Consider the following 13210-nt stretch of genomic DNA (forward strand, 5'->3'; position numbering starts at 1 on the left):
AGTACGCGAGCGCCGACGTGGTACGGAGGCGCCGGCGTACGGGTAGTACCGAGTAGCGAAAGTGCCTCTGCTGAAGGAGTCCGCATGTCCGCACCCGCCTCGTCCCCGGCCGTCGTCGTCGACGCCGAGCCCCTGTCGCGGCAGGAGGAGGTCCTGACCGGTGAGGCGCTCGCCTTCGTGGCCGAGCTGCACCGCCGCTTCACCCCGCGACGGGACGAACTTCTCGAGCGCCGTGCGCGGCGCCGGGAAGCGATCGCCCGCAGTGCCGCGCTCGACTTCCTGCCCGAGACGGCGGCGATCCGGGCGGACGACACCTGGCGGGTGGCCCCGTGTCCCGAGGCGCTGCAGGACCGCCGGGTCGAGATCACCGGTCCCACCGACCGCAAGATGACGATCAACGCGCTCAACTCGGGCGCCCGGATCTGGCTCGCCGACTTCGAGGACGCCCTCTCCCCCACCTGGGAGAACGTGCTGCTCGGTCAGCTCAACCTGATCGACGCCTACACGCGGAAGATCGACTTCACCGACCCGGCGTCCGGCAAGTCGTACGCGCTGCGCCCGGACGGGGAACTGGCGACCGTCGTGATGCGGCCGCGCGGCTGGCACCTGGACGAGCGTCACCTGGAGGTCGACGGCGAGAAGGTGCCGGGCGCCCTGGTCGACTTCGGGCTGTACTTCTTCCACAACGCCCGGCGGCTGCTGGACATGGGCAAGGGGCCGTACTTCTACCTGCCCAAGCTGGAGTCGCACCTGGAGGCCCGGCTCTGGAACGACGTGTTCGTCCACGCCCAGGACGCACTGGGCGTTCCGCAGGGCTCGGTGCGGGCGACGGTGCTGATCGAGACGATCACCGCCGCGTACGAGATGGAGGAGATCCTCTACGAGCTGCGCGAGCACGCCTCCGGCCTGAACGCCGGCCGCTGGGACTACCTGTTCTCCATCGTGAAGAACTTCCGTGACTGCGGTCCCGCGTTCGTGCTGCCGGACCGCAACTCGGTCACGATGACGGCCCCGTTCATGCGGGCCTACACCGAGCTGCTGGTCCGCACCTGCCACAAGCGGGGCGCGCACGCCATCGGCGGCATGGCGGCGTTCATCCCGTCGCGGCGGGACGAGGAGGTCAACAAGGTCGCGCTGGAGAAGGTGCGGGCCGACAAGGACCGCGAGGCGGGCGACGGGTTCGACGGCTCGTGGGTCGCGCACCCCGACCTGGTGCCGCTGTGCGAGGCGTCCTTCGACGCGGTGCTGGGCGACCGGCCGCACCAGAAGGACCGGCTGCGCGAGGAAGTGGACGTGCGCGCCGCCGACCTGCTCGCCGTCGACTCGCTGGAGGCGCGGCCCACCTTCGCCGGTCTGGTGAACGCGGTGCAGGTCGGGATGCGGTACATCGAGGCGTGGTTGCGCGGTCTGGGCGCGGTGGCCATCTTCAACCTGATGGAGGACGCGGCCACGGCGGAGATTTCCCGCTCGCAGATCTGGCAGTGGATCAACGCGGGCGTCGAGTTCGAGAACGGCGAGAAGGCCACGCCGGAGCTGGCCCGCCGGGTCGCCGCGGAGGAGCTGGAGAACCTGCGGGCCGAGCTGGGCGAGGAGGCGTTCGCCGCGGGGCGCTGGCAGGAGGCGCACGACCTGCTGCTGAAGGTGGCGCTCGACGAGCGGTACGAGGAGTTCCTCACCCTCCCGGCCTACCGCAGCCTGATGAGCTGACACCGCCGCCGCGGCCCCCCGGGTGGCGGCACCGCCTCCCCGGCCCCGGGTGGCGGCACCGCCCCCGGGGTCAGTCGGTGCCGGCGTCGCCGAGGTGGACGGACCAGTCCTGCGCGGCGGCGGGCTTGCCGTGCAGGTCGGGGACGCGCTGGAGCCAGCCGGGACGGCCCCGGCGGCTCTTCTCGCGGCGGGCGTCCTCCTCCGCGGCGAGTTGCTCGGCGCCGGGGAAGTCGGTCGGCAGCCACGCGGCCGAACAGGCGGCCCTCGCGGCCAGCCAGCCGACGTAGGCCTCCCGGACCGCCTCGGGGGTGTCGAGACCGGCCTCCTCGGTCAGCCACTCGTCGGGGACCTCGGCGACCACTTCGCGCAGCAGCGCCTCGGTGACCCGGGGCGCCAGCTCGGCGTCCGCGGCGCGGGTGTCCGGGGCGTACCGGCCGAGGGCGTGGTGCCGGAAGTCGTACGTCTTGTCGGGCGCGGTGCCGTCCCAGCGGTGGTGGAACACCAGGGCGGCCCCGTGGTCGATCAGCCAGAGGCGGGCCGGGGCGGTGCCGCGGGTGGGCCAGACCATCAGGTTGGAGCTGTGCACCGTGCGGTCGACGTTGGCGGTGAGGGCGTCCAGCCAGACGACCCGTCCGGCCTCCAGCGGATCCACGCGGAAGGTCTCGGCCAGCTCCGGGGTGAGGTCGACGCCGCCGGAGAGGTAGTCCATGCCGAGGTTCAGCCCCGCGCTGGCGTTCAGCAGGTCACGGACCTCCTGGTGGGGTTCGTGCGCGCCGAGCGCGGGGTCGAACTGGGCCCGTACCAGTTCCGGGACCCGCAGTCCGAGGCGCCGGCCCAGTTCGCCGACGATCACCTCGGCGACCAGCGCCTTGCGGCCCTGCGCCGACCCGGTGAACTTCAGGACGTAGGTGCCGAGGTCGTCGGCCTCCACGACGCCGGGCACGGACCCGCCGGAGCGCAGGGGCATGATGTAGCGAGTCGCCACGACGTTTCTCATCAACTTCCAGAGCCCCTACCGGTTACCTACCCTGCGTCCGAGGCTGTTTTTCCGACGGCGCCACCTTGGCGGATCATCCGATCAGCCGTGGGGAGCTTCCGTCCCTCGGGCATGAAGTGAGCATAGTAACCGAGGGTGATCGACGGCGAGGAGTGCGGTGCGGCGACGGCAGCGTGGTGCGCACGGGGAACACGTGTGCACCACGGAAGGCCGCCGGCCGGTCAGGCCGGGGCGAGGGTGAACGACTCCCCGGGGCCGATCGAGGTGCGGTCGGCGATCAGCGGGGAGGCGCCGCCGTCCGCTGCGCCGACGTACCGGTCGTTCGCCCGTGCGCGCAGGCTGACGGTGCCGTCGGCGTTGTCGACCCGGCGGAACGTCTCCCAGCTGCCCGCGCTGGTGCGGTTGGCGATCAGCGGGGAGGCCCCGGCGTTGTCGGCGCAGACGAAGCGGCCGTTGGCGTGGGACCGCAGGGCGACGTCGCCGCCGCAGAGGTCGACGATGTCGAAGGTCTCCCAGACGCCGGCGCCGGTGCGGTTGGCGATCAGCGGGGAGGCCCCGGCGTTCTCGGCGCAGACGTAGCGGTCGTTCACCCGGGCCCGGAGGCGGACGGCGGAGGCGGGCGCGGAGACGGTCCCCGGAGTCAGTTCGAAGCGCTCGACGCGGACGGAGCCGCCGAGCGCGACGGTGGCGTAGTTGAAGATGCCGAAGCGGTAGCCCATGAAGAACTGCCACTCGTTCTTGAGGGTGAGGGCCGGCCCCAGTGGGGAGAAGGTGACGCCGTCGGTGCTGTAGGAGAAGTGTCCCTGGCGCCCGCTGCCCGGACGGATGTCGGCGGTGGCGCGCAGCCAGATCCTGCTGCCCGTGACGGACGCCCCGGCGGCCTCGGCTCCTGTGCTGCTGGTGTTCCAGTTGCTGTCCATGGTGATGCCGTTGACCATCACCACACGGGTCGTGCCGTTGTCGCGCTTGAGACCGATCCAGGCCGAGGAGTCGCGCAGGAGGGCGAGTCCGCTGCGGTCGCCGTCCCGCATGCCGGAGTGGTCGAGGACGATCGTCGCGGTCGAGGTGGGGCCCTGGATGCGGTGGGTGAGCGTGTTGCGGGCGGAGTACAGGTCGAAGGTGGTGGTGGCGGTCCGCAGCGTGAGCCCGCCGCCGACGGTGAACCGGCTGGTGTCCGGGTTGTGGTTCCACTCCCACCGGGGGCCGAGCGCGGGCCCCTGGAAGGTGTCGACGCCGGTGAGCGGCCTGGTCGCGCGGGGCGGGGGCGGCAGTTGGGGGGCGGGGTACGAGGCTCCCCAGGCGCCGTCGACCAGTTGCAGGACGGGCCAGCCGTCGGAGGTCCAGGTGACGGGTGCGAGGGCCGGCACGCGGCCGCCGGGGTAGGCGTCCACGAAGGCCATGTAGTACCACTGGCCCTGCGGGGAGCTGACCAGTCCTCCCTGGTGCGGGACTCCTCCGCCGGGTATCGGCCCCCGCAGGTCCAGCAGCAACTGCTTCATCGTGTGGGGGCCGAACGGACCGGAGTCCGACTTCAGGACGTACTGGCCGTTCGCCGGACGGGTGACGAAGATGTAGTAGCGGCCGTTGATCTTGTAGAAGCGGGCCCCCTCCAGCGTCCCGACGGAGGAGGGGGTGACGAACACCTCCTGTGCCCGGACCTGGCTGCGGGCGTCGCCGGAGAGCTGGGCGACGCTGAGACGGGTGTTGCCGTAGGCCACGTACAGGGTGTCGTCGTCGTCCACGAGCAGCCCCGCGTCGTAGTAGACCTGCGGCAGCTCCGCACGCCGCGTCCACGGACCCTCGACGGTCCTGGCGGTGTACACGTACGTCCGCGCGAAGTCGATCTGACCGATCCAGTAGAAGGTGTCGTCGCTGCGGCGGTGGTTGAGCGAGGACGCCCAGATGCCGCGCACGTATCCGCGGCCGCCGGACAGGTCGTACTTGGCGCCGAAGTCGAGCACCGGCACCGAGTGGCCCGCGAGCTCCCAGTCGACCAGGTTCCACGAGCGCAGGACGGGGGCCCCTGGTGAGTAGTGCATGGTGGACGCCGACATGTAGTAGGTGTCGGCGACCCGGATGATGTCGACGTCCGCGAAGTCCTGCCAGACGACGGGGTTGGTGTAGGCGCCCGCGGCCAGGGCGCTCGCCGCGGGGGTGGCCGCGGCCAGGGCGCTCGCCGCGGGGGTGGCCGCGCCGGGGACGGGAGCCGCCTGGGCGCGGGGCGCGGCAGCGGCGAGGGCGGCGCCGGTGGCCGCCGTGAAGACGGTTCGGCGGCTCAGGGGGTGGTGGAGCCAGGACATGGGGGGGGGTGCTCCTTCGTGACGGTGGGGGCGAGGGGCAGAGGAAGAGCCGGCCGCCTCCCTGCCGGACGGACCGTCCGGCAGGGAGCGTGCACGGGCGACAACGGCGACGGGCGCCGACCGGGGCGGGGGCGGCGTCGGGCCGCGCGCCGCCGGGAGGACCGGTCGGCGCGGGCGCCCCGCGGCGGTCACCTCGTCAGCTGCGGCTCCACTTCTGGTTGCTCTGCCCGTTGCAGGTCCACAGGACGAGCCGGCTTCCGTTGGCCGTGGCGGCCCCCTCGACGTCCAGGCAGAGGCCGGAGAGGGTGTTGCGGATCGACCCGTCGGAGGCCAGGGTCCACTTCTGGTTGTCCTGGCCGTTGCACGGCCAGGTGATCACCCGGGTGCCGTTGGCGGTGCCCCGCTCGTGGGCGTCGAGGCACTTGTCGCCGAACACCCGGATCTCGCCGCCCGCCCACGTCGTCCACAACTGGTTGGCGGCGGAGTGGCAGTCCCAGACGAGGACGGTCGCGCCCGAGGCGGTGGAGGCGTCGTCCACGTCCACGCAGCGGCCGGAGCCGGTGCCGCGCAGCCGCGAGGTCTGGTGGGACAGCGGGGTGCCGCCGGACACCCGGAACACCGCGATGCCGTGGGAGGGGACCGAGGCCGAGATCTGGCCGCCGCTCGTCGAGTTGGCACCGGTCCACAGGTCGGTCAGGGTGAACGAGCTGCCGGACAGCCCGATCTGGGCCGCGGTGGTGCTCACGGTCGCGGTGGAGCCGCCGCGGTTGAACAGCCCCACGGCCACCGAGCCGTCGGACAGCTCCTTCGCGAAGACCTCGGTGTTCCCGTCGTCGCGCACCCGCCGTCCGCCGGCGCCCAGAGGGTCCTGGTCGACCGCGATCAGCCGCGGATTGCGCAGCACGGCGCTGACGTCGGCGGACATAGACCGCACGTCGTTGCCCGCCATCAACGGCGAGCCCATGAGCGCCCACAGCGCGAAGTGCGAGCGCGACTGGTGCAGGGTGAGTCCGGGCCGTCCGACCACCAGCATGTCCGGGTCGTTCCAGTGCCCGGGGCCGGACTGGGCGGCCAGGGGCGCCGTGACGTCCAGGACGTTGCCCACGCCCATCGGGTAGCTGTTGGTGTTGCCGTTCTGCCAGATGTCCAGCAGGTCCTCGGTGGTGCGCCACATGTCGGCGACCTGGCCCCAGTTGTACTTGTCGCCGGTGATGGCGTGGTAGCTGTTGGGGTTGACGCTGTAGACGATCGGACGCCCCGTGGCGCGCAGCGCGTCACGCATGATGCCGAACCGGGCGACCTGCTCGTCGCGGGTGCCGTTGCCGGAGCACCAGTCGTACTTGAGGTAGTCCACACCCCAGGAGGCGAAGGTGCGGGCGTCCTGTGCCTCGTGGCCGAGGCTTCCGGTGGCTCCGGGGAAGGCGCCGCTGCCCTGGGCGCAGGTCTTCTCGTTCGGCGCCTGGTAGATGCCGAACTTCAGGCCCAGGGAGTGGATGTGGTCCCCGAGCGCCTTCATGCCACTGGGGAACTTGGTGGGGTGGGCGCGCAGGTTGCCCTGGGCGTCACGCTGCGGGTCGAACCAGCAGTCGTCGACGACCACGTACTGGTAGCCCGCGGCCCGCATCCCGGAGGAGACCATCGCCTCGGCGGCCTGGCGGACCTGTGTCTCGGTGATCTGGCAGCCGAAGCTGTTCCAGCTGTTCCACCCCATGGGCGGCGTGAGGGCCGGGCTGCCGGGTGCGGCGGCCTGCACCTCGGGCGCGGCCTGCGCCTCGGGCGCCTGGAGCGTGGCCACCAGGAGAGCCGGCACCGCGGCCGCGGCGGTGAGGAGGCATGACAGTCGCCTGGGTAATCGTGCGGTCATCGTCGTCCCTTCGACATCGGGTTCAGGCTGCGTTCGGGCCAGCAGATCGTGGAGGATCGGCGGGCGGACCTGGATCTCCTGCGAGACGGCCCCGTCCGCCCGGCACCCTCCGGCCCGCGCGCCGGGGAAGGAACCCCGGCCGACATGCGGCCGGGGTTCCTCGACGTGGTGCGCGTCAGCGCTGCAGGGTGAGGATGCCCGGCCGGTACGGGAGGGCGTTGTAGTCGCCTCCCGAGTTCGGGGCCTTGCCCTGGTAGAGGAGCTGGAGGTTGCAGGGGTCGATGGTCATGGTCTGGTCGGGGTTGTTGCGGACCAGGTCACCGTGGCTGATGTCGTTGGTCCAGGTGGCGCCGCTGTTGGCCTTGCCCGCGAACGGGTTGCTCTCACTGGCCGCCTGCGGTGTCCAGGAGCCGTTCAGGCTGGAGGACGTGAACGAGCGGAAGTAGCGGCCGTTGGCGCCCATCGCCTCGACGATCATGAGGTACTGGTTCTGGCCCTGGACCTTGTAGACCTGGACGGCCTCGAACAGGTTGGCCTTGGTGTCGCTCATGATGGTCGTGTACGACGAGCCGAAGCTGCTGGGGAAGTTCCCGATCGGCATGCTCGCCCGGTAGATCTTCCCGTTGTCACCGGCGAAGAACAGGTACATGTTCTGGCCGTCCGCGATCAGCGTCTGGTCGATCGGACCCGTGTCCGAACCGGAGATGCTGCCGGTGAACAGCGGCTGCGGGGAGGACCAGCCGTTGGCGTTGGTGGGGTCGCTCGAGGTGCGGTACATGAAGGCCGCCGGGCCCCACTGGTAGGCGAGCACCCAGATGTTCTTCGGCGCGAAGTAGAAGAGCGTCGGCGCGACCGCGGCCTGGCTCATCCCGTTCTGGCCGGTCGAGGCCATGTCGGACCAGTTGGTGAACGGCGTGAACGCCATCGAGCCGTAGGAGGAGCCCGTCGAGTAGGACCCGTAGACCAGGTACTTGCCGTTGTGCTTGACGGCGGAGAAGTCCTTCAGCGACACCCAGCCGCTCTTCGGCTGCGCCAGCGCACCCGTGGAGGACCACCGGTACGTCGACGGGAGGGAACACGAGCCCGAAGGCGGAGGCGTGGTCGGGGTCGGCCCGCCGCCACCGGTCAGACCGCTCCACTTCTGGTTGTTGCTGCCGGTGCACGTCCACAGCTGCACCCGAGTGCCGTTGGCCGTGCCGTTGTCCTTCGCGTCCAGGCACAGTCCTGACTGCACGCCGACGATCGTGCCGTCGGAGTTCACCCGCCACTGCTGGTTGGCGCCGCCGCTGCACGCATAGATCTGCAGCTGGACACCGGCCGTGGTCGAGTGCCCCGGAACGTCCAGGCACCGGCCGAGGACGGTCAGCTGGTTGCTGTCCGTCAGCGTCCACTGCTGGTTGGACTGCCCGTTGCAGTCGTAGATCTGCAGGTACGTGCCGTTGGCGGTGTTGGAGTTGGGCAGGTCGAGACAGCGGCCGGAGGCGGCGTGACGCAAGGCGCCGCTACTGGCCGCCTGGGCCGGTTCGGCCACCAGCATCGCCGCCAGCGCGGCGAGCACCGCGACCGCGGCGGAGAACACCGCGGACAGATGCCTGCGGTGGAGATTCTCTCTGCGCATGAGGACTTCCTCGTCTTGGGCAAAGGGTTCCGGCCCGACCCGTGGGGACCGTCCGGACTGTCGGTGTGACGCTGTGCGTCCACGGACCGTTCGCACTCGACGCACACCGTGCCCCACCTCCGGAAGGAGGTCGAGTGCCATCGAGCGAGAGGGAACGGATGGGACTGTGACGCTGTCGATTGTTACCGCTAACACCACGGGGAGGCCAGGCTCGTGCAACGGAAATCACCGCCGGGCCGACGAAGACGGCCGGACGACCGTCGGGGGTGAGGGTCGGTGGATCACGCCCGCGCGCGTGCCCCCGGCGTGCCGCAGCACGGCACTGAACAGCGGTTTGTCGATCTTTCAGGGCATCCGGCAACGTGCCGGACGGATGACTGCGGGGATACGGACCGACCACGGGTGAGCACGTCGCACACGCCGCTCGGCCGGCCCGGGTCGCTTCCACCCCGGCCGCACGCCTCGGCGAGCAGGGCGACGGGTACAAGCCACGGGCCGAGTTGTTATCGCTAACACCGAATGCGCACGTCCCCGGGCTCCCGCCCTGGGCGTCGCGCTCCCGGCATCGCCGTCAGGCGCTGGCGCGGACGACCAGCCGGGTGGGCAGGATCAGCGCGGTGGGATCCTGCCCGTTGACGAGGGCGGCGAGCATGCGCGCCATCTCCCGGCCGAGGGCCTGTATGGGCTGGTGCACGGTGGTGAGCGGCGGGTCCGACATCCGCGCGACGGCCAGGTCGTCGAAGCCCACCACGGCGACGTCGTCCGGGACTCTCCGGCCGGCCTCGCGCAGCGCGCGCAGCGCTCCCACTCCCATGTTGTCGTTGGCGGCGAACACCGCGTCGACGTCGGGGTGTTCGGCGAGCAGCTCGGACATGGCGGCGGCCCCGCCGCTCTCGGTGAAGTCCCCCTCCCGGGGCGGGAACGGGTCGAGTCCGGCCGCCAGCACGGCGTCCCGGTACCCGCGGTACCGGGCGCGTCCGGCCTCGGTGTCCAGCCGGCCGCAGAGGGCGGCCACGCGCGTGCGACCGCGCGAGATCAGGTACTCGGTCGCCTCGCGCGCACCCCCCGCGTTGTCGACGTCCACGTACCAGCGCGGCACCGAGCCGACCGGCCGGCCGCCGAACACGACGGGCATCGTCGCCCTCTCGGCCATCCGGGCAAGCGGGTCGTCCTGGCGCAGCGCCATCAGCATCACGCCGTCCGCGCCGTTGGACCGGAGGAGTTCCTCCACCCTCCTGCGACCCCGGTCGGACGCGGCCAGACACAGCATCAGGTGCAGGTCCGCCTCCTCCAGGGCGGCCGACGCGCCGACGATCACCTGGGCGAAGAACGGGTCCGCGAAGATCGACGGGTCCTCCCCGGAGACGACCAGGGCGGCCGCGCCCGTCTGCCGGGTGGCCAGCGCCCGAGCTGTCGAGTTGGGCACGTACCCGAGGCGGCGCACGGCCCGTTCGACCGCCTCGCGTTTGACGCGGGCGACGTGCGGGGCGTTGTTGAGGGCGCGGGAGGCCACCGAGCGTGACACGCCTGCCAGTTCGGCCACCTCGTCGAGCGTCGGCTGCCGGCGGGGCGCATCCTGTGCCATGAAACGCGTTCCTCTCCTGTCGACCGGACGGCACCATCCTCACCCATGGCGCCGCTCCCCCGGAGGGGCGGGGCCGTGGACCGGGGGACGACGTCACGGGCACCGCCAGGAGAGCTCCGCGATCGGACTCCGAGATCGGGCCGGGATCGGACTCCGCGATCGGGCTGGGATCGGACTCCGCGATCGGGCTGGGATCGCTTCCAGTCAAACGCGGCCCGTTCCCGTCGGTTCGACGACCGGGCTCACCCGGAGCCTTGACAGCGAAAGCGGAACGCCACAACCTTACCGATGGCATCCCTGAACTCAGGGCTGGAAGCGGTTCCAGTTTGGGAGCGCTCCCTCGAGGTCAGTTCGAGTTCCTGCCCGTGTCGTCCCTCCGAAGGACGGCATCGCACGGGGACGTCGCACCGCCCGCACTTCCTTCAGCGCGTCGCCCGCTCGGGACGAGGTCCGGCGGCGCGTCATCGCCAGGAAACCGAGGTACCCACATGCGCCGCAATGTCCGCACCCTGCTGGCAGCGCTCTGCGCCCTGCCGCTCGCGTTCACCGCCGCCCCGTCCGCCCACGCCGCCGACCCGACCACCATGACCAGCGGGTTCTACGTGGACCCCGACTCCAGCGCCAAGCGGTGGGCCGCCGCGAACCCCGGCGACGGCCGGGCCGCGGCGATCAACTCCTCGATAGCCAACACGCCCATGGCCCGCTGGTTCGGCTCGTGGAGCGGCACCATCGGCACGGCCACCGGGGCGTACGCGGGTGCCGCGGACAGCAGGGACAAGCTGCCCGTCATGGTCGCCTACAACATCTACCACCGCGACTACTGCGGCGGACACTCCGCGGGCGGAGCCTCCTCGCCGTCCGCCTACGCGAGCTGGGTGGCCCAGTTCGCCGGAGGGATCGGCAGTCGTCCCGCCGTCGTCATCCTGGAGCCGGACTCCCTCGGGGACTACGGGTGCATGAACCAGGCGCAGATCGACGAGCGCGAGGCCATGCTCACCGGCGCCCTCTCGGAGTTCAGCCGCCAGGCCCCCAACACCTGGGTGTACATGGACGCCGGCAACCCGGGCTGGGCCGACGCGGCCACCATGGCCCGCCGTCTCCACGAGGCCGGCCTCCGGCAGGCCCACGGATTCTCGCTGAACGTCTCCAACTACTTCACCACGCAGCAGAACACGGCCTACGGCAACGCGATCAACAGCGCGCTGAGCTCCCGCTACGGCTACACCAAGCCGTTCGTGGTGGACACCAGCCGCAACGGCAACGGCTCCAACGGCCAGTGGTGCAATCCCTCCGGCCGCCGGATCGGCACGCCCACCCAGCTGGGCGGGGGCGCCGAGATGCTGCTGTGGATCAAGACGCCGGGTGAGTCCGACGGCAACTGCGGCGTCGGAGGCGGCTCTTCGGCCGGCCAGTTCCTCCCCGAGGTCGCCTACAAGATGATCTACGGCTACTGAGCACGGGGGACGCGGCGCGGCCGGCCCCGCCGACGGCGCGTCCCTCGTTCCTCCCCCCTCACACCCCTCACCCCTCTCCCCCGATGACCACCCTGGAGGCACATCCATGGGCTCCTCAGCCCTTCCCGGACTCCCTGTCCGACGGAAGATCCGCAGCCTGTTACTGGCCCTGCTCGTCGGCGCCGTCGGCCTGGCCACCGCACTGGTCGGGCCGCCGACCGCGAGCGCCGCCGAGAGCACGCTCGGCGCCGCCGCGGCGCAGAGCGGCCGGTACTTCGGCACCGCGATCGCCTCGGGCAGGCTCGGCGACTCGGCGTACACGACGATCGCGAACCGCGAGTTCAACTCGGTGACGGCCGAGAACGAGATGAAGATCGACGCGACCCAGCCGCAGCGGGGTCAGTTCAACTTCACCTCCGCCGACCGCGTCTTCAACTGGGCGGTGCAGAACGGCAAGCAGGTGCGCGGCCACACCCTGGCCTGGCACTCCCAGCAGCCCGCCTGGATGCAGGGCCTCAGCGGCAGCACGCTGCGCCAGGCGATGATCGACCACATCAACGGCGTGATGGGCCACTACAAGGGCAAGATCGCCCAGTGGGACGTCGTGAACGAGGCTTTCCAGGACGGCAGTTCCGGAGCCCGGCGCGACTCCAACCTGCAGCGCACCGGCAACGACTGGATCGAGGTCGCCTTCCGCACCGCACGCGCCGCCGACCCGGCCGCCAAGCTCTGCTACAACGACTACAACGTCGAGAACTGGACCTGGGCCAAGACCCAGGCCATGTACAACATGGTCCGCGACTTCAAGCAGCGCGGCGTGCCGATCGACTGCGTCGGCTTCCAGGCCCACTTCAACAGCGGCAGCCCCTACAACAGCAACTTCCGCACCACGCTGCAGAACTTCGCCGCCCTCGGCGTCGACGTGGCCGTCACCGAGCTCGACATCCAGGGCGCCTCCGCCACGACCTACGCCAACGTGGTCAACGACTGCCTGGCCGTGCCGCGCTGCCTCGGCATCACCGTGTGGGGCGTGCGCGACAGCGACTCCTGGCGGTCCGGGGACACTCCGCTGCTGTTCAACAACGACGGCAGCAAGAAGCCCGCGTACACCGCGGTCCTCAACGCCCTCAACAACGCCTCGTCCGACCCCGGCCCCACGCCGACCCCGACTCCGCCCTCCGGTGCCGGTCAGATCAAGGGCGTGGGCTCGGGCCGCTGCCTGGACGTGCCCAACGCCACCACCACGGACGGGACCCAGGTCCAGCTGTGGGACTGCAACAACGGCTCCAACCAGCAGTGGTCGTTCACCGCGGCGGGTGAGCTCAGGGTCTACGGCAACAAGTGCCTGGACGCCGGAGGCACCGGCAACGGCACCCGGGTCCAGATCTACAGCTGCTGGGGCGGCGACAACCAGAAGTGGCGCCTGAACTCCGACGGTTCGATCGTCGGCGTCCAGTCCGGCCTCTGCCTCGACGCCGTCGGAGCCGGCACCGCCAACGGCACCCTGATCCAGCTCTACTCCTGCTCGAACGGCAGCAACCAGCGCTGGACCCGCACCTGACGGACCCGTCTCGGGGAGTTCCACCGGTGCCCTCGGCCGCGATCGCGGCCGAGGGCACCGAGGCAGCGGTGGATGCCGCCCCCTCTTCGAGGCGGGTTCGACGCCCGGCAGCCGGTTCGACCGC

At 71.1% G+C, this 13210-nt stretch carries 7 protein-coding genes and 1 pseudogene; 3 read left to right on the top strand and 5 right to left on the bottom strand.

Translation table 11 applies throughout. The features are described 5' to 3' along the window. Positions 1 to 84 precede the first annotated feature (84 nt). Complete coding sequence (gene aceB / locus ACWD3O_RS14805; protein WP_451416101.1) at positions 85 to 1707, top strand: malate synthase A; 1623 nt, start codon at positions 85 to 87, stop codon at positions 1705 to 1707. A 70-nt stretch (positions 1708 to 1777) separates the two neighbouring features. Here the strand turns inward: aceB and ACWD3O_RS14810 are convergent, their stop codons facing one another. The 5 genes and pseudogenes from ACWD3O_RS14810 to ACWD3O_RS14830 all read right to left on the bottom strand — a co-directional run bounded on the left by ACWD3O_RS14810 (position 1778) and on the right by ACWD3O_RS14830 (position 10071). Then, positions 1778 to 2704, bottom strand: a complete 927-nt coding sequence (locus ACWD3O_RS14810; RefSeq protein WP_451416102.1) for a HipA family kinase — start codon at positions 2702 to 2704, stop codon at positions 1778 to 1780. A gap of 638 nt (positions 2705 to 3342) precedes the next feature. Next, positions 3343 to 5004: pseudogene (locus ACWD3O_RS14815) on the bottom strand (glycoside hydrolase family 43 protein); the annotation flags it as partial. Between the two features lie 196 nt (positions 5005 to 5200). Further along, positions 5201 to 6868 (bottom strand): glycoside hydrolase family 27 protein, encoded by a 1668-nt coding sequence (locus ACWD3O_RS14820; RefSeq protein ID WP_451416103.1) that lies wholly within the window; start codon positions 6866 to 6868, stop codon positions 5201 to 5203. A gap of 175 nt (positions 6869 to 7043) precedes the next feature. Continuing rightward, on the bottom strand, positions 7044 to 8486 hold the full coding sequence (locus ACWD3O_RS14825) for a non-reducing end alpha-L-arabinofuranosidase family hydrolase (RefSeq protein WP_451411419.1): 1443 nt from the start codon (positions 8484 to 8486) through the stop codon (positions 7044 to 7046). Between the two features lie 571 nt (positions 8487 to 9057). Then, the gene (locus ACWD3O_RS14830; protein ID WP_451416104.1) at positions 9058 to 10071 is read right to left on the bottom strand and encodes a LacI family DNA-binding transcriptional regulator; all 1014 of its coding nucleotides are present in this window, start codon (positions 10069 to 10071) and stop codon (positions 9058 to 9060) included. Positions 10072 to 10559: 488 nt separating this feature from the next. Between ACWD3O_RS14830 and ACWD3O_RS14835 the strand changes: the two genes are divergently transcribed. After that, on the top strand, positions 10560 to 11525 hold the full coding sequence (locus ACWD3O_RS14835) for a glycoside hydrolase family 6 protein (RefSeq protein ID WP_451411421.1): 966 nt from the start codon (positions 10560 to 10562) through the stop codon (positions 11523 to 11525). Positions 11526 to 11631: 106 nt separating this feature from the next. Next, positions 11632 to 13086 (top strand): endo-1,4-beta-xylanase, encoded by a 1455-nt coding sequence (locus ACWD3O_RS14840; RefSeq protein ID WP_451416105.1) that lies wholly within the window; start codon positions 11632 to 11634, stop codon positions 13084 to 13086. Positions 13087 to 13210: the final 124 nt, after the last annotated feature.

This window comes from Streptomyces sp. NPDC002640 (assembly GCF_053592575.1).